The following is a 25,181-nucleotide window of genomic DNA, read 5'->3' on the forward strand; positions in this document are numbered from 1 at the left end:
GCCCCGAGACGCTACATGAAAACGAGTATCGATACTGATAGCGTCTTCAGGTGCCTCCGACCGCTCCGACCGAGCCCCGATCCGCCGTCCACCTCGACCGGGTGACGGCCGTCCTGGGCGACCGGACCGTCCTCGACGCGCTCGACGTGACGTTCCCCGCCGGGGTCGTCACCGCGCTCACGGGACCGAACGGATCCGGCAAGTCGACGCTGCTCGACGTGGTCGCGGACGTCGTGCGGCCGACCGCCGGGCGGGTGACGGGCCTCCCGTCCGACGGTGTCGCCTACGTGACCCAGTCCGTGCCGCCGACCACGCTCCCGCTCACCGTCCGCGCGGCCGTCACGATGGGGCGGTGGCGGCACCGTGCGTGGTGGCGGCCGCTCGGACGCGCCGACCGGGCGATCGTCGACGCGCAGCTCGAGCGGATGGCGATCACGGACCTCGCCGACCGGCCGCTCGAAGAACTGTCGGGTGGGCAGCGTCAGCGGACGCTCGTCGCACTCGGCCTGGCGCAGCGGGCGGGGGTGCTGCTGGTGGACGAACCGACCGCGGGGGTCGATGCGGAGTCGGCGGCGCTCGTGGTGGCGGCGCTCGCCGACGAGGCCTTGACCGGGGTGGTGGTCGTGCACGCGGCCCACGACCCGGGCGCCATCGCCGCGGCCGACCGCACCGTCACCCTGACCTGACCCCGCGTCCGTCGGGCCGATCCGCAAAACACCGGTGTTCGCCTGTCGAACCGCGGTCTGCGCGTGTTCAGTGCGCGAACACCGGTGTTTTGCGACCAGCCCCGACCGGCGTCAGGGGCAGGCGACGGCCACCGGGCCGGTCGGCGTCGGCTCGTCCGCGACCGGCTCGACCGCCGGCACGGCACTCGACTTCCGCAGGCCCATCGCGACGAGCACCACGGCACCGACGATCGCGACACCACCGGCCAGCCAGAAGTCGGCAGCCAGGCCGAACGACGACACCGCGGCACCGCCGAGCACCGACCCGGCGGCGATCGCGAGCTGGATCGTCGTGACGAACAGGGCCAGCCCGGTCTCGGACCCGGCCGGTGACGCCGTCGACATCCACGTCTGCATCCCGAGCGGCAGCGCACCCCACACCAGGCCCCACACGACGAGCAGCACGAAGACCCCCACGACGGAGTGGGCGAGCAGCGGCAGCAGCACGACGGCCGCCGCGAGCACGAACTTCGACGCCCCGATGGTGCCGAGGACACTGCGGTCGAGCGTGAAGCCCGCGGCGAAGTTCCCGATGATGCCCGCGATGCCGAACACCAGCAGCGCGATCGTCACGGTGTCCGGTCCGACCCCGACGAGCTCCTGCAGGTAGGGCGCGATGTAGGTGTACGCGGCGAACTGGGCGGCGAAGACGAAGGCCGCGGCGATGAGTCCGACGCGGGCGCGGGGCACGCGGAGCAGCGACCCGAGCGTGGCGAACCGCACCCGCTGCTGTGCGGGGATCCGCGGCAGCATCGCGAGCTGCAGGACGAGCGCGACGAGCCCGAGCGCCCCGCCGATCACGAAGCCGAGGCGCCAGCCGGCGAGCGACGACACCAGGGCGCCGAGCGGCAGGCTCACGACCGTCGCGACGGAGACGCCGGCCGTGATGAGCGAGGTCGCTCGGATCGTCAGCTCCGGCCGGACGAGTCGCCCGGCGATCCCGGCACCGATGGCCCAGAAACCGCCGATGCCGACGCCGAGCAGCATCCGTGCGATGAGCAGGACCGAGAACGACGGCGCGATCGCGGCGAGGCCGTCGGCGACCACGAGCAGCACGGTCAGGGACACGAGCACGACCCGGCGGTCGAGTCGCGAGGTCAGGACGGTGACGACCGGTGCCGCGACGGCGCCGACGAGTCCGGTGGCGACGACCATCAGGCCGGCGGTGCCGATGCCGACGTCGAGGTCGTCGGCGATGGCGGGGAGCAGCCCGATGGGCAGGAACTCGGACAGGACGAGGACGAACGATCCGAGTGCGACGGACGTGACGCTGAGCCACCCGCGGCGCGCTGCTGACGAGGTCATGGGGGCATCAAGCCCCGGAGTGTGACGATCCATTCCCGTCGGCACCGAGCTCGGTCCACAGGTGCGCGATCGTCGCCGCGCCGTCGAGCAGCGTCCGCAGGTCGACGCTCTCGTCGCTCGAGTGCCAGTGGTCCTCCGGCAGCCCCGTGCCGACGAACAGGACGGGGGCGTCGAACACCCGACCGAGCAGCTCCGCCGGACCACCCCCGGCGTTGCCCATCCGTCCCGCGGTCTCGGTGCCGTGCCCGAGTTCCATCGCCCGCACCAGCGCGTCGAGCGCCGGACCGGTCGGCGTCACGTACGGATCCTGGCCGGTCTCCTCGGGGATCTCCAGCTCGTAGGTCACCCCGTCGGGCATCGTGTCGGCGACGAACCGGCGCAGCTGTTCGGCGACCGCCGGCACCCGCTGCCCGGGGACCGTCCGGATGCTGATCTCGGCCGTCGCCTCACGCGGGACGACGGCGCGGGGGAACCCCGTCGGGTCACCGGCGAGCAGCGTGAGGACCTCGATCGCCGGGCGGGCCCAGAGCCGCTCCTCGACCGAGTACCCCGCCTCGCCGGTGATCGCCCCGGTCTCGGTGCGCTCGACCCACACATCCGGGTCGAAGTCGAGCGCGTGCAGCTCCTCGCGCCGCTCGTCGCTGAGCGCGTCGACGTCGTCGAGGAACCCGGGGATCACGATGCGCCCCTCGTCGTCGTGCATCGCGGCGAGCACGGTGACGAGCGCGTGCACCGGGTTCGGTGCGGGGCCGGAGACCGCGCCGCTGTGCACGTCACGTGCGGGTCCCGTGACGGTGAGGGTCGCACCGGTCATGCCGCGCATCGAGGTCACGACGGCCGGGTTGCCGGTCTTCCACTGCAGCGTGTCCGAGAACACGACGACGTCGCACGCCAGCCGCTCGTGCTCGGCGTCGAGCAGGTCGGCGAAGTGGCTGGACCCGAGCTCCTCCTCGCCCTCGACGATGAACTTCAGGTTCACGGCCGGGGTGCCGTCGGGACGGGTGGCGAGGTGCGCGCGGAGCCCCCACAGGTGGGCGAGCACCTGCCCCTTCGCGTCCGACGCCCCGCGCCCGTACAGGCGTCCGTCGCGGAACACCGGTTCCCACGGCGAGGTCTCGACCCACTCCTCGGGCTTCGCGTGCCGCACGTCGTGGTGGCTGTAGACGAGGACGGTCGGCAGCGCGGGGTCGACGAGCAGTTCGCCGTGGACGGCGGGCGACGGACCGGCCTGCAGGATCTCGGTCTCGAGCCCGACCTCACGCATCGCTCCGGCCAGCCAGTGCGCGGACCGGTCGACCTCGACGGAGCGTTCGGGTTGCGAGGCGACGGACGGGATCCGCACCCACTCGCTGAGCTGCCGAACGAGGTGCTCGCGGTGCTCCTCGAGGAAGCGCGCCACCTCGGCGCGGCGGGTGTCGGGTTCGGTGCTGTCGGTCACGGGAGCGGACATGGTTCTCCGTTCGGTCAGGTGGTGCCGACCGTAGGAGCGGGTCCCTCCGGGGGGTCACGGATTGGCCTGGAGGCGCGGTGCGCGTCCGCCACGCGCCGCCCCGAGGCCGCGGTGCGGGTCCGGGAACCCGTGCGGGTCCGGAACCCCTCAGGCGTCGAGCGCGCGCCGTGCGGCCGCGACGACCTCGGCGTCCGTGACGAAGTGCGCGGACCCGTCGTCACCGGCGCCCATCGGCACCCCGGCGTGTGCGCTGTCGGCGGCCGGTCGCTTGGCCGACAGGTGCACGGCGGCGGCACCCGTGGCGAGCAGCGCGCGGACGTCGGCGGGGGTGACACCGGCGCCGGCCATCACCTGCACGGGCCCGGCGGCTTCGACCATGCGCGCGATGGTGTCCGCGCCGGCGACCGCGGTGGGGGCGGCACCGGAGGTCAGGACGCGTGTGAACCCGAGCGCGGCGAGCGACCCGACCGCGGCGACGGGGTCGGTCGCGTGGTCGATCGCCCGGTGGAGGGTGACCTCGGCCGTGGCGCTGACCGAGCGGGCCGCGTCCACGAACCGGCGGAGGGCGTCGTCGTCGAGGGTGCGGTCCGGGCGCAGGGCCCCGACCACGACGCCGGCGGCCCCGGAGCGCAGGACCGTGCGGACCTCGCGCACCATGAGCTCGACCTCGTCGGGGGTGTGCACGAACCCGCCCGGGCGGCAGCGCACCAGGGCGTGTGCCGGGATCCCGGTCTCCTGGGTCGTCTCGACCAGCGCCTGGGACGGGGTGAGCCCGCCGAGCTCGAGACCGACGCAGAGTTCGACGCGGTCGGCGCCGCCGTCGCGCGCGGTGATCGCGCCGGCCGGTGAGGTGACGGCGATCTCGAGTGCGGCGGTGGTGCTCATGCAGGGGCTCCGAGCGGTTCGGTGGAGGCGGGGACGATGCGGGCGCGGAGGTCCGGTGCCGTCGGGAACACTCGATCGTAGGGGAACATCGGGCGCTCGATCCTGTGGTGCCCGAGGCGCAGCAGGTCCTGGTCGACACCGCCCGGGGTGAGCGCGAGCATCCAGTCGGCGGACATGTCGAACAGCTCCGGTTCGAGGTACCCGATCTTCACGATGACCACGTCCGCCTGCCGCGGCGCCAGGTCGAGGTCGGTGAAGTCCTGCTCGTGGTGGTACGGCTTCCGCAGCTTCGTCAGGATCGCGAAGACGCTGCCGACCTGCAGCACGACCTCGGTCTCGGCGTCGCGGTCACCGTGCTTGATCGCGTGCACCCGGCCGGTCATCGTGATCGGGCCAGCATGCACGTGGTCCACCGACGCGCCGGCGGTCACGGTGATCGTCGCACCGACGCCGGCTTCCACCGCCGCGGCGACGGCGGCTGGTCCGGGCACGCTCGCGTAGATGACCGTCGGGCCGGACGGGCCCTGGAACTCCGGACGCGCGAGCACCTGCGTCAGGCCCCACGTCATGTCCCCGGAGCCGCCGGCCGTCGGGTTGTCGCCCGAGTCCGAGACGAAGTACGGCTTGGCGGCGCCGGGTGCGAGCGCGGCGTCCAGGCACTCCTCGAACGTGCCGGTCGGTGCGACGAACGCGAAGTCCTCGCGGGCGTCCCAGAACGCTCGCGCCAGTCGTTCGGCACCGGCGGCGACGGCGGCCTCGTCCCACCCGGTCACGACGGTGACGGCCTGGTCGCGGGGCTGGTCGGCCCAGGCGTACCCGACCCAGATCGCGGCGTCGAGCACGCCCTCGGTCTGCTCGACGAGCGGGACCTGCGCGTACAGGGACTTCGCCGGCTCGAGGCGGGTCGAGGTCTGCTCGCCGGGTAGCAGGACGGGGATCGGGATCCAGGCCTTCACGGGCCGCTGCGCTCCGACGGGTCGTTCGGTCAGCACGTCGACGAGGTTCCGGACGGCACGCTCCTTCGTCTCGAGGGTGTCCTCGTGCGGGGCCATCCGGTAGCAGGTGACGAGGTCCACCCGGTGGGCGAGCTCGCGCGTGACGTTGCCGTGCAGGTCCATCGACGCGGACACGATGACGTCGGGGCCGACGACCGCGCGGATGCGGCCGAGCAGGTCCGTCTCGGCGTCGTCGAGGCCCTCGACCACCATCGCGCCGTGGATGTCGTACCACAGGCCGTCCACCGGGCCCATCGCACGCAGCCGCTCCACGATCTCGTCGGCCAGTTCCTCGTAGGACGCCCGGTCCACGATCCCGCCGGGCAGCGCGTGCCCGATGAGCGCCCCGCGGAAGTCCGCACGGTCGGCCATGGTCGCCAGGAACGGGTAGCGGGCGACGACCTCGTCCCCGCGGTCCGGGTGGAAGGCGGCGGCGTGGGTCCGGGTCGGCGTGAACGTCGAGGTCTCGATGGCCAGGCCGGCGATCGCGATGACCGGACGACGGACGCCAGCGGGGACGGTGGGGGTGACGGGGTCGGTCTCAGACACGGACGCTCCTGTTCCTGGTGGTGGACTGCGGGATGGGTGCGGAGAGCTCCTCGAGCGAGGCGGCGAGGCCCCGCTGCAGGGCGAACTGTCCGGCGCCGACGAGCCCGGCGTCGGCACCGAGCGACACCGGCTCGATGGCCAGGTGCTGGGTCATCAGCGGGTGGCAGCTCTCGTAGAGCTGGCTCCGCACGGCGGCGATGAAGGGGTCGAGGGTCGACAGGATGCCGCCCAGGTAGACGGCGTCCGGGTTGAAGAAGTTCACGTTGGCGGCGAGCACCTCGCCCAGGTACCTGCCCGCCATCCGGACGGCACGTGTGGCCTCGGGGTGCGCGTCCGAGGCGAGCCGGACGACGTCGGCGGTCGAGGCCACGTCGACCCCGGCGTTCGACAGGATCCGGACCAGGGCGGCGCCGGACGCCACCGTCTCGAGGCAGCCGGTGTTGCCGCACGAGCACGGGGTGTCCCCGGCGGCGTCGATGCGCACGTGCGTGATGTCCCCGGCCGCCCCGGTCGACCCGCGGTAGAGCCGGCCGTCGATGACGATGCCCGCGCCGATCGCCGAGCCGGCCTTGATCGTGATGGTCTGGCGTCGAGCGGGGTCCTGTACGGTCTGCTCACCCGCGGCCATGCAGTTCGCGTCGTTGTCGACGATCGCCGGCAGCCCGAAGCGCTCGCTCAGCCACGCGGCCACGGGGAACCCGTTCCACCCCGGCATCCGGCTCGGCAGGTCGACGACGCCGGCGACGACGTCGACGGGCCCGGGCAGGCTGAGCCCGACGCCCCGCAGCCCCTCGCGACCACGGTCGTCGGCGAGCCGCTCGAGCAGCGCGGCCAGGCGCTGGAGCCCGGCGGTCGGGCCGTCGGAGAGCGCGAACGGGACGTTCGCGACCGACTCGAGCGCGCCTCCAGGCAGGACCACGCCGATGCGCGCGTGTCCGCCGCCGACGTCCGCGGCGACCGCGTACTCGTCGACGCCGCCGATGCGGAGCACCTTGCGGGGGCGGCCGCCGGTCGAGACGTCGGTCCCTTCCTCGGCGAGGATCCCGTGCTCGAGGAGCTGCCCGACGACGTGCGAGACGGTCGACGGGGCGGCTCCGAGCACCTTCGCGATCTCGGTCCGGCTGGCGGCCTGCCCCGATGCGACGAGCTCGAGGACGCGGGCGCTGAGGTCGGCCACGACTTTCTCCAATCCGGGCGGAACGGGAACGGAACGCCGGTCGGTGGTCCGTTCTGCCGCGAGCCTACGGGGCGGATCGAGCGGTCCACCCTTTCGTCCGTTCGGCAGTAACGCAGTTTTTACATCGAGATGTTTGTTTTTCCAATCGCTTTGGTCCTTGACTGTCCTCGTGCCGCTCGGCACCCGTGCTCCACCTCCCCGAAGTCCCTCGCACAAGGAGACACCGCATGTCCAAGCCCCGTCGCTGGGCGCTCCTCACCGGAGCTGCGATCGCCGTGAGCGCGCTGCTCGCCGGCTGTTCCGGAGGCGGCAACGCCTCGCAGGGATCGACCGACGAGATCGACTACGCGCTCCCCGCCAACTTCACGCCGAACTGGATCCTGCCGATCGGCACCGCCGCGCACCTCAACACGAACAACGGCTCCATCGCCCAGTCGCTGTACGAACCGCTGGTCGCGTACGACGGCTCCACCGGCAAGATCGCGTGGAACAAGGCCGGCTCCGTCGCCACCGACGCGAAGTTCGCGGACGACGGCAAGAGCGTCACCGTGACGCTCGGTGACCGGCACTGGTCCGACGGCGAGGCGATCACGAGCCGCGACGTCGAGTTCTGGTTCAACCTGATCAAGGCGAACAAGGACCAGTGGGGCTCGTACTCCAAGGGCAAGGCACCGGACAACTGGACGTCGTTCAAGGCCGTCGACGACATGCACTTCACCATCACGTTCGACAAGGCCTACAACTCGGACTGGATGCTCGCCAACCAGCTGAGCCACATCATCCCGCTGCCCCAGCACGCCTGGGACAAGACCAGCGCCACCGCGCAGGTGACCGACGCCGACGAGACCACCGCCGGCGCGAAGCAGGTGTGGAAGTACCTCAACACCGCCGCCGGCAAGATCTCCGACTACGCCACCGACGACCTGTGGAAGACCATCTCCGGTCCCTACGGCGTCAAGGCCTTCACCACCGCCGGCAAGGTCACCCTGACGGCGAACGAGAAGTACGACGGTGGTGAGAAGCCGTCGATCGCGACGGTGAACCTGCTGCCCTTCACCACGGCAGACGCCGAGGTGAACGCGGTGCGCTCCGGCGAGGTCGACTACGGCTACATCAACGCCACCGACATGGACCAGGAATCGGCGTTCACGGCGAAGGGCTACGAGGTCGAGCCGTGGACCGGCTGGGCGATCACGTACATGCCGTACAACTTCAACAACCCCGACATGGGTGCCGTCTTCAAGCAGCTGTACGCCCGTCAGGCCGTCCAGATGTCGATCGACCAGACGTCGCTGTCGAAGGTCGTCTTCAACGGCACCGCCACCTCGACGTACGGTCCGATCCCGCAGGCACAGGAGTCCGACTACGTCTCCGACGTGCAGAAGTCGAACCCGTACCCGTTCAGCACCTCGAAGGCCAAGGACCTGCTGACCAGCCACGGCTGGGAGGAGCAGGGCGGCACGATGGTCTGCACCGACCCGGGCACGTCCGCCAGCCAGTGCGGCGAGGGGGTCGAGGAGGGCACGAAGTTCTCGATGCAGGTGCTGTCGCAGTCCGGTTCGACCGTGACCGACAACATGATGAGCGCGATCCAGTCCTCGCTCGAGAAGACCGGCATCGACTTCACCATCAAGACCGCACCGGTGTCGAGCGTGCTGTCGCAGACCCCGACCTGCACCTCGGACGAGGCCAGCTGCGACTGGGACCTGTCGTTCTTCGGCACCGCGGGCAGCTGGTACTTCCCGGCCTACCCGACCGGTGAGTCGCTGTTCCAGACCGGCGGTTCCGCGAACTTCGGCAGCTACTCCAACAAGGAGGTCGACTCGCTGATCGACGCGACCACCACCTCGACCGACGCCACCGCCGTGCAGGACTACAGCGCAGCGGTCGCGAAGGACCTGCCGGTGATCTGGCTGCCGAGCCCCGACTACCAGATCTCGGTCGTCAAGAAGGGCCTGTCCGGGTTCGACCAGGACTCGCTCGCCAACTTCCACCCGGCCCAGTGGAAGTGGACCAAGTAGGAAACCGACCCTGGAGGCGCGGTGCGCGTCCGACGCGCACCGCGCCTCCTCCCCGGCTCACGTCTCCAATCCGACCATCGGAAGCCGCATGACCACAGCTCTCTTCCTCACCAGGCGCGTCCTGCAGGCGCTCGCGGTGATCCTCATCGTCACCGTCGTGGTGTTCTGCCTGCTGCACGCGCTGCCCGGCGGCCCCGCCCGCGGCGTGCTCGGTGTCTCCGCGACCCCCACGCAGATCGCCCAGTTCAACCAGGCGCAGGGGCTCGACCAGCCGCTGCCCGTGCAGTACCTGCGGTTCCTCGGTCGCCTGCTCACCGGCGACCTCGGCACCTCGTACACGCTCAACGAGCCGGTCTCGCAGCTCATCGCCGAGCGCCTGCCGAAGACCCTCGTGCTCACCGGCATCTCCGCGGTGCTCGGACTCGTCGTCGCGATCCCGGTCGGCATGCTCCAGGCGGCCCGCCGCAACGGTGCGGTCGACTACGCCGCCACCGCCCTGGCCTTCGTCTTCTACTCGACGCCCGCGTTCTTCCTGGGCCTCGTCCTGATCATCGTGTTCAGCCAGCAGCTGCCGTGGCTGCCGTCCCAGGCGCCGAGCGGCAACACGTTGACCGAGGTGTTCCAGGACCCGGCCGGACTCGTGCTGCCCGTGGTGACCGGAGCCCTCGCGATGATCGCGGTGTTCAGTCGGTACATGCGCGCCTCGACGCTCGAGAACCTGCAGGAGGACTACGTCCGCACCGCCCGTGCCGGCGGCGCCTCGACCGCGACGATCCTGCGGCGGCACGTGTTCCGCAACTCGCTGACCCCGGTCGTGGCGATGCTCGGGTACTACCTTCCGGTGCTGTTCGGCGGCGCCCTGGTGACCGAGCAGCTGTTCAACTACCCCGGCATGGGGTTGCTGTTCTGGAACGCCGCGCAGTCGTCCGACTACCCGACGCTGCTCGGCTGCGTGCTCGTCATCTCCATCGCGACCGTCATCGGCACCCTGCTCGCCGACGTCGCCCAGTCCTTGATCGATCCCCGAGTGAAGGCGAGCCGCGCATGAGCGCCGTCCAGATGGCCCCCGAAGCCCCGGGCGCCCCCGTCACCGTCGCGGCCACCGGGTTCCGGCTCGCCGCCCGCCGGTTCCGGAGCAACACCCTCGCCGTGATCGGCCTCGCCCTGATCGTCGTCATCGTGCTGTTCTGCTTCGTCGGCCCGCTCCTGTACCCGACCGACCAGACCCACACGCTGCTCGAGCAGGCCAACCAGGGCCCGAGCGCCGCGCACTGGCTCGGCACCGACGCCGTCGGCCACGACGTCCTCGGCCGCCTGATGTACGGCGGCAAGGTCTCCCTGATGGTGGGCATCGCCGCCGGGGTCCTGGCCACCGTCGTCGGCACGCTGTGGGGCTCCGTCGCCGGGTACGTCGGCGGCTGGGTCGACGCCCTGATGATGCGCATCGTCGACGCCGGCATCGCGATCCCGGCCCTGTTCATCCTGCTCGTCATCTCGGCGATCACGAACCCCGGTGTCGGCGGCCTCATCGTCATCCTCGGCCTGGTGTCGTGGCTCGTGCCGTCCCGTCTGATCCGCGCCGAGACCCTGACGCTCAAGAACCGCGACTACGTCCTCACCCTGCGCGCGATCGGTGGCTCGCACGCCCGCGCCATCGGCAAGCACCTGCTGCCGAACTCGGTGTCGACGATCGTCGTCGCGGCGACGTTCCAGGTCGCCGACGCGATCCTCCTGGTCGCCTACGTCTCGTACCTCGGGCTCGGCGTGCAGCCGCCCGCGACGGACTGGGGCGGCATGCTCTCGGCGGGACTCACCGCCGCCTACTCCGGACGCTGGTGGCTCATCGTGCCGCCGGGTCTGGCCGTGATCCTGGTCGTCTGCGCGTTCAACGCGGTGGGCGACGGACTGCGGGACGCCTTCGACGTGCGGGGCCGCTGATGACCACCGAACCGATCCTCGCGACGACCGACCTCGGCGTCTCCTTCAGCACCGAGTCCGGCACCGTCGACGCCGTCCGGGGCGTGTCCCTGTCGGTCGCCCCCGGCGAAACCCTCGCGCTCGTCGGCGAGTCCGGCTCCGGCAAGTCCACCGTCGCGCTCGCCGCGATGGGCCTGCTCTCCGGCAACGCGACGGCCTCGGGCAGCGCCGTCGTCGCCGGGCACGAGGTCGTCGGGGCACCCGAACCCGCGCTCCGGGCACTGCGCGGCTCGACCGTCTCGATGGTCTTCCAGGAGCCCGCGACCGCCCTCGACCCGCTCACCCGTGTCGGCGCCCAGATCGCCGAGGTGATCCGGAACCACCGCGACGTCTCCGCGTCCGCCGCCGCGGCCGAGGCCGTCGACCTGCTCCGCCGGGTCGGCATCCCCGACCCCGAGTCGCGCACCCGGTCGTTCCCGTTCCAGCTGTCGGGCGGGCAGCGCCAGCGCGTGGTCATCGCGATGGCGATCGCGAACGCGCCGAAGCTGCTCATCGCGGACGAGCCGACCACCGCACTCGACGTGACCGTGCAGGCCGAGATCCTCGAGCTGCTCCGCGCGCTCGCCGTCGAGACCGGCACCGGCGTGCTGCTCGTCACGCACAACATGGGGGTCGTCGCGGACTTCGCCGACAGGGTCGCCGTGATGCTCCAGGGCGAGATCGTCGAGACCGGCGGCGTCGAGGACGTCCTGCTCCGCCCCGAGCACGAGTACACCAAGCGGCTGCTCGCCTCGGTGCCGCGGCTCGAGACGCCGGCGTCGTCATCCGACGCCGCCGAGTCGGCGAGACGCCTCCAGATCCGGGGGCGTGATGCGGAGACGCCGGCGTCTTCCGAACTGGGTACGTCCGACACGGCGGACGGGAGGCCCGGTGCGGCCCCGGTGGTCGACCTGCGGGACGTCTCGGTGACGTTCGGACGCGGGGCGCGCGCGGTCCACGCACTCGCGGGCATCGACATCACGGTGCACGCCGGCGAGACCGTCGGCCTGGTCGGCGAGTCCGGTTCCGGCAAGTCGACGGCGGCCCGGGTCGCGCTCGGGCTCATCACGCCGACGTCCGGCACGGTGTCGCTGTTCGGGCAGGACCTCCGGACGGCCAAGGGCCGTGACCGACGTGCCCTCCGGTCCGGCATCGGCGTGGTGCTGCAGGACCCGGTGGCGTCCCTCGACGCCCGGATGTCCGTGGCCGAGTGCATCGCGGAACCCCTCGCCGTGCACCGTCGCGGGATGTCCTCGGCCGACCGCCGTCGTCGCATCGACGAGGTGCTCGACGCCGTCCGGTTGCCGCGGACCCTGGCGTCCCGCGCTCCCCGGGAGCTCTCCGGCGGGCAGCGCCAGCGCGTCTCGCTCGCCCGTGCACTCGTGCTCGAGCCGCGGTTGCTCGTCGCCGACGAACCGACGTCGGCGCTCGACGTCTCCGTGCAGGAGACCGTGCTGGAGGTGCTCGGCGAGCTGCAGGACGACCTGGGGTTCGCGTGCCTGTTCGTGTCGCACGACCTGGCCGTGGTGCAGCACTTCGCCGAGCGCGTCGTGGTGATGCGCCAGGGCGTCGTCGAGGAGCAGGGCACCACCGGCACGACGCTGCTGCACCCCACCACCGACTACACCAGGCGCCTGCTGGCCGCGGTGCCGGTGCCCGACCCGGTGCTGCAACGACAGCGTCGGACCGAGCGCCTCGCATCGCTCGCGGCGGTGACCGCGTGACCCGGGTCCTGGCCGGGGTCGACATCGGGGGCACGAACACGAAGGTCGTCCTGACCACGCCCGACCTCGAGGTCATCGACCGCCTCGACCTGCCGACGCCCGCCCACGCGGGCGGGGCGGCGATCGTGACGGCCGCACTCGGGGCGGTGACGGGTCTGCTCGAGACGCACCGGGCCTCCCTTGCGGGTGTCGGGGTGGGCGCGGCCGGCGTGGTCGACCGGACCACGGGGACCGTCCTGGTCACCGGCAACTCGTTCACCGGCTGGGCCGGGTACGGGGTGACGCGCGCGGTCACCGACGCGCTCGGCGTGCCCGCGACCCTCGACAACGACGTGAACGCGTTCCTCCTCGGCGAGGTCGCCACGGGCGCGGTCGTGGGGGAGTCCGACGTGCTCGGGATGACCCTCGGCACCGGCGTCGGCGGTGCGCTCGTGCTCGACGGACGACTCTTCGCCGGCCCGAGGGGCGCCGCGGGCGAGATCGGCCACGTCCCCGGCTTCGGTGACGCCCGGTGCACCTGCGGGCAGATCGGACACCTGGAGACCATCGCCGGCGCGCGCGGCATCGCCGAGCGCTACGCGGAACGTTCCGGGCGGATGCTCTCGGCGCGGGACGTCGCCGTGGCAGCACGCGGTGGAGACGCCGACGCCGCCGCCGTCTTCGCCACCGCCGGGTGGGGACTGGCCCGCGCTGCGCTGCTGACCGCGGGGATCCTCGACGTCACCACCGTCCTGATCGGCGGCGGGATCGCGCGGTCCTGGGACCTGCTCGAACCCGCCATCACGGCGGCCATCGACGCGGAACCGCCCGTCAGCGGGGCGACGATCCGGCTCGCGCAGTCGACGCTCGGGTCCGACGCCGTGGCACTCGGCGCCGCTGCGCAGGTGCGGGCCCGGGTGCTGGAGCCGGAGACCGCGTAGCGGGGGAGCGCCGGGTCAGGGCACCCAGACGACGATGCCGCGCAGGTCGTGGAGCACGGCGGCGAGCCCGGCGCGCAGACCGCGAGCCGCGCGGTCCTCGGTGAAGGTCTCGGGGTCGTAGTGGCTCGACGGACCGAGGCCCTCGCCGCGGAACCCGCCGCCCGTCCAGTCCGCCGCCGTGACGTTCGACGTCGGTTCCGCGATCTCGGCACCGACGACCAGGAACTGCTGGTGGAGCGCGGTCGGCGAGACGGCCGCGAGCGGGTCGACCATGTGGTTGCCGACGGTGATGACCAGGTCGGGCTCCGCGTCGACCGCGCGGAGGACCGCGGCGATCCGGTCGTCGGCGTCCTTCGCCGAGACCGGGGTGACGGTGACGTCTTCGTCCGCGGCCCACGACTCGACGGCCTCGAGCAGGTTCCGGGTCGGGGTGTCGGCGGCGTCGGCTGCGTCGGAGAGGAGCACGACCTCGTAGTCCGACGGGGCGTGGACGCCCGACCACGAACCGGGTTCCGGGTGGATCGTGGCCTCGGGCGCCGGCGGCTGGTCCGGGTCGGAGAACCCGGTGCCCAGGACGCCGGCCGAGGCGTGCGCCGACGCGGTCGCCGTCGGGCCGGTGGTGCCGACGGACGCCGCGGAGCACCCGGCCAGCAGGGTCGCACCGGCGCCGACGAGGGCGACGGTGGTCAACAGGACGGTCGTCCGGGTGGCGAGGCGGGTCACGGGGTCTCCTGGGGCGAGCGGGGGCGGCACACGGCCGCGACGATCGGAACCATGGAAGCACGCCCGAGGGCCGCTCCGGGCCGGTCGGGGGACCTGTCCAACACCCGTCCCGTTGCCGGTCACCGGTTGTTCACCTGCCGGTCGCCTGCGAGCCGGATCGTCTGCGCGTGCCCTCCGGAACCACCGCCGCGCTCCTGCGCGCCCGCCCTGCCCGCTCCTCCCTCCTGTTCGCGTTCGCCGCACGGGCCGTCGCCGTCCTCGCGCTGTTCGCGGTGGTCGTGATCGGCGTGCTGGCGGGAGCGTCGCCGGCGTCCGCGCACGGCTTCAGCTCGGTCGTCTACGCGGACGTCACCTCGACCGAGCCGACCACCGTGCAGGCGAAGCTCGGGCTCGAGTACGACCTGATGCTCGTCTCCGTCGCGACGAGTGAGGACGACGACGCGCTGCACGAGCAGGGACAGAAGGCCTGGGACGACGGTGACTTCCCCGGCATGGTCTCGGCTGCCGAAGCGCACACCGACGCGATCGGGAAGTACGTCTTCGACCGGTTCACGGTGACCGGCGCCGGCGGACAGGCCTGCACGGGCACGCTCGACGACACCGTCACGGTCGACATGCAGGACGAGGTGCCCTACGCCCAGGTGACCGCGGACTTCACCTGCCCGGAACCGTCGGAGACGCAGTCCGGACACGTGGTGTCGTCGGAGCTGTTCCCCGACGACGAGACCTTCGTGCGCGACACGAAGACGATCGTCACGTACGACGTCGACGACCGGGAGGGGTCGGCCACCCTCGACGCCTCGCAGCGGTCGTTCTCCACCGAGCAGTCGGCGGGCGAGCGCTTCTGGGAGTTCTTCCGCCTCGGCGCCGAGCACCTGCTGTTCGGGATCGACCACATCCTGTTCCTGGTCGCGCTCATCGCCGGGTCCCGGCGCCTGCGCGAGGTCGTGTACACCGCGTCCGCCTTCACGATCGCGCACTCGATCACGTTCATCCTCGCCGCACTCGGGGTCGTGAGCCCGCCGGCGATCGTCGTCGAGCCGCTCATCGCGCTGTCGATCGCCGCGGTCGCCGGCTGGTACCTGTGGCGGCTGTGGCGCCGTCGGTCGCGGGCGGACGAACTGGTCGTCGCCGAGCACGGGCACTTCTCGCTCGACCGGGCCGGCTGGACCCGCCTGGCCGTCGTCTTCGCCTTCGGACTCATCCACGGGCTCGGGTTCGCCGGGGCGCTCGGCATCCACGAGGCGTTCTCGTGGCAGCTGCTCGTGTCGCTGCTCATCTTCAACGTCGGCATCGAGGCCGTGCAGCTCGCGATCATCGTCATCGTGTTCCCGCCGCTCTCGCTGCTGCGGCGGAAGGCACACCGGGTGTCGCTCTGGGTGACGGGAGCGGTGACCGCCGGGGTGTTCGTGATGGGGATGATCTGGTTCGTGGAACGGATAGCCGCGGGCTGACGATCCCCGTGTGCCGGCTGACAACCGGCGTTCGTGCCTGAACAGCGACGAGTTGTCACTCAGCGTTTACCAAGAAGTTTTGCAGTGCATGCAGAGTCTCCCGTGCTGCACCATCCCACGTCTGAGAAACGGACCCACATGAGTCTCCTGTCCGGCGCCCCTACCCGGCGCAGAACCACCACCCTCCGCGTCTGCGGAGCCGTCCTCGGGGCCGCGCTCATCGCCGGTGCCTCGATGGTCGGCACGAGCGCCGCCACCGCGGCGACGAACACCCCCACCACGAACATCTCGACCGGTGGCCCGATCCACGTCCTGCTCGGCGTCGGCGCGACCGAGAGCCAGCGCATCGCCTCGTGGTACTTCCCCACGAACGTCGCGCAGTCGCTCGAGATCCAGAAGACCGCGTCGATGACCGACGGCGTCTTCACGGACGCCAAGAAGACGATCGCCGCGTCGAAGGCCGCGAACACCGCCGCCGACACGAGCACGACCGACTCGAACACCCGGAACATCGAGGGCATCGCCGCCGAGTCGGGCTACATCAACGCGCACGCGACGATCTCGGACCTCGAGCCGAACACGTCGTACACGTACCACGTCGGTGCGGCGGACGGCTCGGCCTGGTCCGCGTCGTACACCTTCACCACGAAGAGCTTCTCCGGCGACTTCGACTTCCTGTTCTTCGGTGACCCGCAGATCGGGTCGTCGGGCTTCACCGACGACGACGGTGCGGGCTGGGCCGACACGCTGAAGTACGCCACGTCGACCGAGCCGGACGCCGAACTCCTGGTCTCCGGTGGCGACCAGGTCGAGCACGCCAACAACGAGTACGAGTGGGGTGCCTTCGCCGACAGCAGCGACGTGCTCAAGCGCTACCCGTGGGCGTCGACGATCGGCAACCACGACGTGGGCGGCAAGGCCTACGAGCAGCACAACCAGGTGCCGAACTCCCTCAAGGTGCCGGACTTCTACCCGGGCGGCAACTCCACCGCGAACTCGGGTGGCGACTACTGGTACATGTACAAGGGCGTCCTGTTCATCGACATCAACTCGAACGCCTACTCGGCCGGTTCGGACGGGGCCCACGTGAACTACGTGCGCGACGTCATCAACCGCCACGGCGACGACGCGAAGTGGACCACGCTGGTCTACCACCACTCGATCTACTCGCCCGCCGACCACGCGAACGACCGTGACAACCAGCAGCGCCGGTTCGACTTCACGCGTTCGTTCTCGGACATGGGTGTCGACCTCGTCCTGCAGGGCCACGACCACTCCTACTCGCGCAGCTACGCGATCAAGAACGGCAAGAAGGCCAACGTCAACGAGCAGCCCGCTGCTCCCGAGGTCTTCTCCGGCCCCGGCGGCGTCATCTACATGACGGCGAACTCGGCCTCCGGCTCGAAGTACTACGACCTCACCACCCCGGACGCCACCCAGGGCTACGGCGCGGACCCGCTCGACCCCACCGGTCAGCGTCACTTCGCCAACTCGGTCGAGAACCAGGAGCACGTCCGCACCTTCGTGAAGGTGTCGGTCACCGACGACAAGCTCGCCGTCGAGAACATCCGCGCCAGCGACTGCACCACGCTCAACTCGGCCGTGCAGCACGGCAAGGTCGACACCTGCGGCGTGACCCTCCAGCCGACGGCCACGGCCGACCCGGCCGCGATCGGTTCGACGGTCGACAAGTTCGACCTGCACGCCACGCTGCCGACGACCACCACCACGCTCACCGCGTCGGCCGCCGAGCAGACCTACCGCACCGCGAAGCCGGCCAAGGTCACCGCGACCATCGCCGGTGGCATCGGCACCCAGCAGGGCACGGTGACGTTCAAGGACGGCAGCAAGGTCCTCGGCACCGCCCCGGTGAAGGACGGCGCGGCCAGCATGACGCTGCCGAGCACGCTCGCCATCGGCAAGCACGCGGTCACGGCCTCCTTCGTCAACGCGGACCCGGTCTACTCGGGGACGAACTCGAAGACGGCGAAGGCCATGACGGTCACCGTCGAGAAGGCCCCGTCGCGCACCGCCATCAAGTACAGCGGTGGCAAGGCGACCGTCCAGGTGAAGGCCACCGGCTTCAGCGTCGACGGCACCGCCCGGATCTACCAGGGCTCGAAGCGCCTCGCCACCGTCACGGTGGAGGACGGCATGGTCACCTCGAAGCTCCCGCTGAAGAAGGGCACGCACACCCTGCACGCCGTCTTCGCCGGGACCTCGGAGCTCACCACGAGCACCAGCCCGACCGTCACGGTCGTCATCAAGTAGCACCCGGCACCAGCAAGGGCCCCGCGGTCTCGATCGCGGGGCCCTTCGCCGTGTGGTCCGGGGGTGGGCGACCGGTCCTACCCGAGACCGACGCCGCACCGGCTGACGGGAGACCCGAACTCCCAACCCGGCCGCCGCTGGTGAGAGCGTCCGGTCAACCTGTGGTGATCATGCGCTTGCGTTCCCCCGATCCGGCTGGGATACGGGCAGATTGTCAGGCTTTGACCGCATGTGCAGACATTCCTAGGTTTTGGCTGTGGAGAAGCGCATACTGCGAGCACACGAGAATGCGCGCTCGTCGCCGACGACCCCTCGCCTCTCCTGCAGGCAGAGGCTGGCCGTGCACACTCACCAATCCCGACGAGGCTCGATCCTCGTCATCTCGGCGGCTGCCGTCGCCGCACTGATCACCCTCGGGACCGGGGGCGGAGCATCGGCCGCCACGGTCATCGACGGTCCGGTCAACCTCGGCACCGCGTCGACCTACGGCGTCCTCGGCGCGAGCGCGGTCACGAACACCGGTCCCTCCGTGGTCAACGGTGACCTCGGCGTCTCGCCCGGGACCTCCATCACCGGCTTCGGTGGCGCACCGAACGGCGTCGTGAACGGCACGGTCCACCAGACCGACGCCGCCGCAGCACAGGCGCAGCGCGACACGACCACGGCGTACAACGTCGCGGCGTCGCTCTCCCCGACCCAGACCGGACTGACCGAGCTCAACGGCCTCTCGCTCTCTCCCGGCGTGTACTCCGGCGGCGCCCTCGCGCTCGCGAACAACGGCGCGCTGACCCTCGCCGGCAGTGCCGACTCCGTGTGGGTGTTCCAGGCGGCGTCGACCCTGACCATCGGGTCCGCCAGCCAGATCCTCATCACCGGCGGTGCCAGCTCGTGCAACGTCTTCTGGCAGGTCGGCAGCTCCGCCACCGTCGGCACCGGCGCACAGTTCCAGGGCACCGTCCTGGCGCAGCAGTCCGTGACCGCCACCACCGGCGCGACCGTGCAGGGTCGACTGCTGGCCCGCACCGGCGCGGTCACCCTCGACACCAACACGATCACCGCCTCGGCCGGCTGCCCCGCACCGGGCACCCCGTCGGAGTCGCCGACCATCACCTCGGGCAACCCGGCCGACGGCACCGTGGACGTGCCCTACTCGTCCACCGTCACCGCGACCGGCACCCCGAACCCGACCTTCACCGCCACGGGCCTGCCCGACGGCCTGACGATCGACAGCACCACGGGCGTCATCTCCGGTACCCCGACCACCCCGGGCACGTCCACCGTGACGATCACCGCGTCGAACGGCACCAGCCCGGACGACACCCAGACGGTGACCATCACGGTCCGCGCCCCGGCACCGGTGCCCACCGCGACACCCACCCCGACGGCACCCGCAGTGGTGCCCACCGACACCCCGAGCGGCCCCGTAGGCGCCGGCGGTGGCGGTAGCGGTGGAACCGACCAGCCCACCGGCCAGCTCGCGTTCACCGGTTCGGACCCGACCGTCCCGCTGAGCATCGCCGCCGCGCTGCTCGCAGCAGGTGCCACGCTCCTGGTCCTGCTCCGTCGCCGCCGCACCGCCGGCCGCATCTGACCCACCCGTACGATCGACGGCCCCGCGACCCTGGTCGCGGGGCCGTCTGCGTGCCGTCACCGGCCTTGCGGTCGGCCCACGTGCCCGAACGCCCGTGAACACGCCAACGGACTGCGGCTTCGACGACGTGCCACGCGCCTCCCGGCTCGTCGAGGACCAACGCCCGTCGTCGCACCCGTGAGGACCCTCAGGGACTGAGCGTCCACGTCATCCTCCAGGGTGATCCGTGGCGAGCGGCGCGCTCCCTACTGTTGGCGACGGAGCGTGCGGTGGCGCATGCCCACCGCACCAGGGGAGATCCGACGTGAACCGTTCGCCGAGACGCCGTTCCACCATCGCGCTGCAGATCGCGTGTTCGACACTCATCGCCGGGGCGCTCGCCGTCTCCGGCACGATCGCGGCACTGCCCGCGACCGCAGCACCGGGCAACGGGTCGACCCCCGCGACGGGGACGACCACGATCACGACGCCGGGCACGCCGATCGCGCAGGGCGACGACTGGACGGTCACGCCGGCCGACGGTGGGTACACGGTCGTCCTGACCCTCGCCGAGCCCCTGCCGATCCGGGCGGCGGCACCGGTCCTGCTCGTCGACGGCACGGACATCGGTGTCGCGCAGACCAGCCTCGACCAGCGACAGCTGACGGTCACGACGACCGACCCCACGGTCGCCGACGCCCGCAGCGTCGAACTCGGATGGACTGGCGAGACGGACCTGCAGGGCAACCGCCAGGCGGCGACCGCGCCGCAGACGGCGGTGCCGCGCGAGGCCCCGGCACCCCTGACCGACGATCCGGCAGCCACGGGCCAGTACGCCGTGACCCGCGCCGACTACGACCTCGGCAACGAGGCCGAGACGATCAAGGGCTTCGGTCGCAAGGGCGAGATGCGTGCCGCGGTATTCGTGCCGAAGGACGCCCCGGGCAAGCGTCCGGTCGTGGTGTTCCTGCACGGCCGCCACGAGGCCTGCTACGGCGGTACCTCCAACCCGAAGGCGTGGCCGTGTGGGAAGGGTCAGACCGACATCCCGAGCTACCTCGGCTACAACGCCGCGGCGACCGCCCTCGCGAGCCACGGCAACGTCGTCGTGTCGATCTCCGCGAACGCGATCAACGCCCTCGACGGCAGCTACTCAGACGACGGTGGAGCCGTGGCCCGAGGGCAGCTCGTCCTCGACCACCTCAGCCTGCTCCAGCGCGCCGACGCCGGACAGGAGCCCCGGCTCTCGCCGCTGCTCACGGGCAAGCTCGACCTGCAGCACGTCGGACTCATGGGGCACTCGCGCGGCGGTGACGGCGTGGTCCGAGCGGCCCTGCTCAACATGCAGCGCACCAGCCCCTTCGGCATCCGTGCGGTCCTGCCCCTGGCGCCGACCGACTTCGGTCGGATGACCCTGCCGGACACGAACACCGCCGTGGTCCTGCCGTACTGCGACGGCGACGTGTCCGACCTGCAGGGCCAGCACTTCTACGACGACTCCCGCACCGCCTTCGGGGACGACGTGCTGCGCTCCTCGGTCCTGGTGATGGGTGCGAACCACAACTTCTTCAACACGACGTGGACCCCGGGCAAGTACGCGAAGGCGTCGTCGGACGACTGGTACGACGAGTCCGACGCCGTCTGCGGCGCCAAGGGGAAGCGGACCACTCGACTGTCGTCCGACCAGCAGTACGCCGTCGGCACGAGCCTGATCAGCGGCTTCTTCCGGCTGACCCTGGACGGTGAGCAGCAGTTCCTGCCGATGTTCGACGGCACGAACCGCCAGCCGGCCGCCCTGGGCTCGGCCGACGTCCGGGTGACCGCCTCGCAGCCCGGCGCGAGCCGACGCGACCTCGCCCTGTTCGCCTCGGCGGACCCGGCGATCACCACCACCGGCGCCCTGACGGCGACGACCTGCGCGAGCACCGACGGCCTGCCCGCGAAGCAGAGCCTTCCGGCGTGCGTCTCGATCTCGTCCAACGCCCCGGACTACACGCCGGCGTACCTGGCGTCCTCGGTGCCGGCCACCCCGGCCCTGCACGTCTCGCCGACGGCTGCGGCGACGGGCGGTCAGGTGCACGTCCCGGTGGCCCCGGCAGCCGGTGACTTCACCGGGTTCCAGGCACTGTCGCTCCGCCTCACCCCGGACGACACGGCGACGACGAACGCCGACGTCTCGATCACCCTCCGCGACGCGACCGGCGCCGTGGCGACCCGACGCGTGTCCGACACCAGCCGTGCCGGACAGCTGCTCCCCGGCACCCGCATGGCCCCGCGCAAGACGATCCTGCAGCAGGCGCGCATCCCGCTCGACGCGTTCGCCGGCATCGACCTGGCGTCCGTGCGCGAGGTCACGATCGACGTCCCGCAGAAGAACGGCGGGGTCCTGCTGAGCGACCTGTCGCTCGTGCCCGCCGCGACCCTCGGCACCCCGGTGGTCACGAACCGTCCCACCGCCCGCATCGCCGACCGGTTCGTGGACGAGGGCCGCACCCGCACGGTGGTCCGGGCAGCGGTCGTGCTCTCCCGGCCGGCCGAACAGGCCACGACGGTGTACTTCGACCTCGACCAGGCCTACGACAACCGCATCCGTCCGGCGATGCAGCCCGTCACGTTCCAGCCCGGTGAGGTCTGCCGCGCGGTCGCCGTCTCGGTGAACGGTGACCGCACCCCGTCGTTCTCGCGGACGTCGGACTACGCGATGACGCTCAGCAACACCCAGGGCGGTTCGGTGATCGGCGACTCGATCGGCACGATGCGCATCCGCGAGGACGACGGCGTGCGCAGCGTGAACGGCCGTGCTGCGACTCCCGCTCCGGCAGTCGGCACCCCGGGGGACGCGTGCGCCGAGGCCCAGGCGACCCGCACGAGCATCGCGGTGACGCCGACGAGCGCTCGGAAGGGTGCCAAGGTCGCGATCTCGGCGACGGGGTTCCGCGCCGGCGAGTCGGTCACCGTCAGCATCGACGGCGGTCGGGCCACCCGCACGACGGCAGGTGCCGACGGCAAGGTCCGCCTGAAGATCACGAAGGCCGTGGCGGCGCTGGCACCCGGCTCGCACGTGGTGCACGCCCGGGGCTACGGCTCCGACCAGCGGGCCCGGGGCACCTTCACGACGACGAAGTAGCCGCGGGTCAGGAGGTCCCGTTCGTCGCGAGGTCTGCGAGCGGGACCTCGTCGCGGGCCACGGCGGCGGCGACCTGGCTCAGGGAGCGCTGGTTGGCACGGGCGTAGCGACGGATCATGCCGAAGGCCTCCTCGACGTCGACCCCGGCTGCGCGTGCGAGGTACCCCTTGGCCTGCTCGATGGTGACCCGGCTGTCGAGCGCGCGCTGCAGCTGCTCCGCGGTGAGGGTCGCGTGCTCGAGGGTCCGCTGCTGCAACAGGCTGATGGTCGCGACGTCGGCGAGGGCCTGGGCGGCTCGGGCATCGGCGCCGTTCAGCGCCCCCTCCGTCTCGCGGAACAGGTTCAACGACCCGACGGTGGTGTCCCGCAGCCGGAGCGGGATGGCGTGGACGCCCGCGTAACCGCGCGCCCGGGACGCCTCGGCGAACCGTGGCCAGTGCTGCCGCAGGTCGTCGGCGTTCTCCGACGTCACCAGCCGGCCGGTGGTGACGGCGGTGATGCACGGCCCCTCGCCGGCGTTGAGCTGGAGCAGTCCGATGAAGCTGCTCCGCTCGCTGGTCGACGCGACGACCCGCAGTTCGTCCTGCTTGTCGAGCAGGTGGATGGCACCCGCGGCGGCGTCGAACAGCTCGACGGCCCGGTCGACCAGCGTCTGCAGGACGTCGACCACGTCGTAGTCGGCGACGAGGCTGTCGGTGAGGGTCACGAACGTCTCGACCAGTCGTGCTTCGCGTACCTCGGTCATGTGGGGAACGGTCCTTCCGTCGAGCAGGCGGGACAACCGTAGCCGAGCAGCGGACACGCGGACCTGTAGCTTGCACCCAGGAGCGCGGCGGCTCTAGCGTTGGAGCAGCAGCCCCAGACCCCGGCCGCCGGAACGTTCTTCCATTCCGTTGACGACCAGGGAATCCATGACCACGCAGCACGCCGGTACCAGCCCACAGCGACAGACCGGTTCCACCCCCCTCGCCGGCGGCTACCGGAAGACCGGTTCCCCAGCCGGACCGCGGACGGGCGGCACCTCGTCGTACTCCGCGCTGCTCGCGCAGGTGAAGGAAGCCGGCCTGCTGCGCCGCCGTCGGGGGTTCTACTGGGCACTGTTCTCGGCGCTCATCGTGGCGACGGCGGCGTGCTGGGTCGCGTTCGCGTTCCTGGGTGACTCGTGGTTCCAGCTGATCGTGGCGGGTGCGCTGGGCGTGCTGTTCACGCAGTTCGCGTTCCTGTCGCACGAAGCCGCGCACCGTCAGGTGTTCGAGTCCCAGAAGTGGAACGACCGTGCGGGCCGCTGGCTCGGCACGTTCCTGGTGGGGCTCAGCTACTCGTGGTGGATGAACAAGCACACCCGCCACCACGGCAACCCGAACACGGTCGGCAAGGACCCCGACATCGCCCCGGACGCGATCCGGTTCCTGCCGGAGGACGCCGCCGCCGTGAAGAACGGGCCGCTCCGGCTGTTCGTGCAGTACCAGGGCTGGTTGTTCTTCCCGTTGCTCACGCTCGAGGGCATCAACCTGCACCGCGCTGCCGTCATGTCGGTGCTCCGCGGGACGGGCGGCCGCAGCGACGTCCGGGGGCGGGTCCTCGAGGGCATCCTGCTGGTGGCGCGGTTCGCGATCTACCTGACGGTGGTGTTCTGGTTCCTGCCGTTCGGGATGGCGTGTGCGTTCCTCGGGGTGCAGCTGGCCGTGTTCGGCGTGATGATGGGTGCCTCGTTCGCCCCGAACCACAAGGGCATGCCGACCATCGCCCACGATGCGAAGGTCGACTTCTTCTCCCGCCAGGTGCGCACGTCGCGCAACATCCGTGGCGGCTGGTGGGTGTCGTTCCTGATGGGTGGGCTGAACTACCAGGTCGAGCACCACCTGTTCCCGTCGATGCCGCGTCCGGCGCTGAAGCAGGCCCGGCTGCTCGTGCGTGACCACTGCGACACCCTCGACGTGCCGTACACCGAGACCACGCTGCTGCGTTCCTACGGCATCGTCGTCCGGTACCTCAACCGCGTCGGCCTCGCCGCCCGCGACCCCTTCGTCTGCCCCATGGTGACCGAGCTCCGGATCCACTGACACGCGCCGCCCGCCCGACCCCGCACGCACCACACCCACCGAAGGAACCACCACAGTGAAGACCGTCATCGTCCTCGTCGTCCTCTGGGCAGTCCTGTCCATCGTCGGCTTCGCCCTGCAGGGCCTGCTCTGGCTCGGTATCATCGGCATCGTCCTGCTGCTCGGCACGATCGTCTTCGGCGCCGTCCGCCGCAGCGGCAACAAGGCCCGCAACGCCGGCCGGACCAACTAGTCCGCCACTGGCGAAGCGCACCACCAGCAGGAAT

19 protein-coding genes are annotated in these 25,181 nt (G+C 71.4%); 12 read left to right on the plus strand and 7 right to left on the minus strand.

From position 1 onward, the window contains the following. Positions 1-50: 50 nt before the first annotated feature. Positions 51-686 (plus strand): ATP-binding cassette domain-containing protein, encoded by a 636-nt coding sequence (locus KK097_RS06940; protein WP_307858345.1) that lies wholly within the window; start codon positions 51-53, stop codon positions 684-686. 111 nt (positions 687-797) lie between these two features. On the opposite strand, the gene KK097_RS06945 is transcribed toward KK097_RS06940, so the two are convergent. From KK097_RS06945 to KK097_RS06965, 5 genes are all read right to left on the minus strand, one after another. Continuing rightward, on the minus strand, positions 798-2,030 hold the full coding sequence (locus tag KK097_RS06945) for an MFS transporter (protein ID WP_214544160.1): 1,233 nt from the start codon (positions 2,028-2,030) through the stop codon (positions 798-800). Positions 2,031-2,037: 7 nt separating this feature from the next. Further along, on the minus strand, positions 2,038-3,468 hold the full coding sequence (locus KK097_RS06950; protein ID WP_307858346.1) for a M20/M25/M40 family metallo-hydrolase: 1,431 nt from the start codon (positions 3,466-3,468) through the stop codon (positions 2,038-2,040). A gap of 159 nt (positions 3,469-3,627) precedes the next feature. Beyond that, positions 3,628-4,365: a copper homeostasis protein CutC gene (locus tag KK097_RS06955; RefSeq protein WP_214544162.1), complete on the minus strand. Its 738-nt coding sequence runs from the start codon at positions 4,363-4,365 to the stop codon at positions 3,628-3,630. Beyond that, complete coding sequence (locus tag KK097_RS18635) at positions 4,362-5,909, minus strand: M81 family metallopeptidase (RefSeq protein ID WP_307858347.1); 1,548 nt, start codon at positions 5,907-5,909, stop codon at positions 4,362-4,364. The genes KK097_RS06955 and KK097_RS18635 overlap by 4 nt, the downstream gene beginning before the upstream one ends. Further along, positions 5,902-7,086, minus strand: coding sequence for an ROK family protein (locus KK097_RS06965; RefSeq protein ID WP_214530551.1), 1,185 nt, complete (start codon positions 7,084-7,086; stop codon positions 5,902-5,904). Before KK097_RS06965 ends, KK097_RS18635 begins: the two co-directional genes overlap by 8 nt. Before the next feature lie 227 nt (positions 7,087-7,313). Here KK097_RS06965 and KK097_RS06970 point away from each other — a divergent pair, with 227 nt between their 5' ends. The 5 genes from KK097_RS06970 to KK097_RS06990 all read left to right on the plus strand — a co-directional run bounded on the left by KK097_RS06970 (position 7,314) and on the right by KK097_RS06990 (position 13,707). After that, a complete protein-coding gene (locus KK097_RS06970) occupies positions 7,314-9,107 on the plus strand; it encodes a peptide ABC transporter substrate-binding protein (protein WP_214544163.1) in 1,794 nt (597 codons plus the stop codon). An 88-nt stretch (positions 9,108-9,195) separates the two neighbouring features. Continuing rightward, positions 9,196-10,155, plus strand: coding sequence for an ABC transporter permease (locus KK097_RS06975; protein WP_214544164.1), 960 nt, complete (start codon positions 9,196-9,198; stop codon positions 10,153-10,155). Beyond that, positions 10,152-11,045 carry an ABC transporter permease gene (locus KK097_RS06980; RefSeq protein ID WP_214544165.1) on the plus strand — a complete coding sequence of 298 codons (894 nt, stop codon included), beginning with the start codon at positions 10,152-10,154 and terminating at the stop codon, positions 11,043-11,045. Before KK097_RS06975 ends, KK097_RS06980 begins: the two co-directional genes overlap by 4 nt. Further along, positions 11,045-12,787, plus strand: a complete 1,743-nt coding sequence (locus KK097_RS06985; protein ID WP_214544166.1) for a dipeptide ABC transporter ATP-binding protein — start codon at positions 11,045-11,047, stop codon at positions 12,785-12,787. The genes KK097_RS06980 and KK097_RS06985 overlap by 1 nt, the downstream gene beginning before the upstream one ends. Further along, positions 12,784-13,707 carry an ROK family protein gene (locus KK097_RS06990; RefSeq protein WP_214530546.1) on the plus strand — a complete coding sequence of 308 codons (924 nt, stop codon included), beginning with the start codon at positions 12,784-12,786 and terminating at the stop codon, positions 13,705-13,707. Before KK097_RS06985 ends, KK097_RS06990 begins: the two co-directional genes overlap by 4 nt. Positions 13,708-13,722: 15 nt before the next feature. Here the strand turns inward: KK097_RS06990 and KK097_RS06995 are convergent, their stop codons facing one another. Beyond that, the gene (locus tag KK097_RS06995) at positions 13,723-14,430 is read right to left on the minus strand and encodes a type 1 periplasmic-binding domain-containing protein (protein ID WP_214530545.1); all 708 of its coding nucleotides are present in this window, start codon (positions 14,428-14,430) and stop codon (positions 13,723-13,725) included. Positions 14,431-14,597: 167 nt separating this feature from the next. Between KK097_RS06995 and KK097_RS07000 the strand changes: the two genes are divergently transcribed. From KK097_RS07000 to KK097_RS07015, 4 genes are all read left to right on the plus strand, one after another. Then, positions 14,598-15,884 carry a HupE/UreJ family protein gene (locus tag KK097_RS07000; RefSeq protein ID WP_214544167.1) on the plus strand — a complete coding sequence of 429 codons (1,287 nt, stop codon included), beginning with the start codon at positions 14,598-14,600 and terminating at the stop codon, positions 15,882-15,884. 138 nt (positions 15,885-16,022) lie between these two features. Next, positions 16,023-18,155 (plus strand): Ig-like domain repeat protein, encoded by a 2,133-nt coding sequence (locus KK097_RS07005; protein WP_214544168.1) that lies wholly within the window; start codon positions 16,023-16,025, stop codon positions 18,153-18,155. A gap of 340 nt (positions 18,156-18,495) precedes the next feature. Continuing rightward, on the plus strand, positions 18,496-19,746 hold the full coding sequence (locus KK097_RS07010; RefSeq protein WP_214544169.1) for an ice-binding family protein: 1,251 nt from the start codon (positions 18,496-18,498) through the stop codon (positions 19,744-19,746). A 304-nt stretch (positions 19,747-20,050) separates the two neighbouring features. After that, positions 20,051-22,852 (plus strand): alpha/beta hydrolase, encoded by a 2,802-nt coding sequence (locus tag KK097_RS07015; protein ID WP_214544170.1) that lies wholly within the window; start codon positions 20,051-20,053, stop codon positions 22,850-22,852. A 7-nt stretch (positions 22,853-22,859) separates the two neighbouring features. Here KK097_RS07015 and KK097_RS07020 read toward each other — a convergent pair whose 3' ends face one another. Further along, positions 22,860-23,597 carry a GAF and ANTAR domain-containing protein gene (locus tag KK097_RS07020; protein ID WP_214530540.1) on the minus strand — a complete coding sequence of 246 codons (738 nt, stop codon included), beginning with the start codon at positions 23,595-23,597 and terminating at the stop codon, positions 22,860-22,862. 166 nt (positions 23,598-23,763) lie between these two features. Here KK097_RS07020 and KK097_RS07025 point away from each other — a divergent pair, with 166 nt between their 5' ends. Next, positions 23,764-24,915, plus strand: a complete 1,152-nt coding sequence (locus tag KK097_RS07025) for a fatty acid desaturase family protein (RefSeq protein WP_214544171.1) — start codon at positions 23,764-23,766, stop codon at positions 24,913-24,915. 55 nt (positions 24,916-24,970) lie between these two features. Then, complete coding sequence (locus KK097_RS07030) at positions 24,971-25,147, plus strand: hypothetical protein (protein ID WP_181243008.1); 177 nt, start codon at positions 24,971-24,973, stop codon at positions 25,145-25,147. Positions 25,148-25,181: the final 34 nt, after the last annotated feature.

It is taken from the genome of Curtobacterium flaccumfaciens (assembly GCF_018598405.1).
GTDB classification, from domain to species: domain Bacteria; phylum Actinomycetota; class Actinomycetes; order Actinomycetales; family Microbacteriaceae; genus Curtobacterium; species Curtobacterium aurantiacum.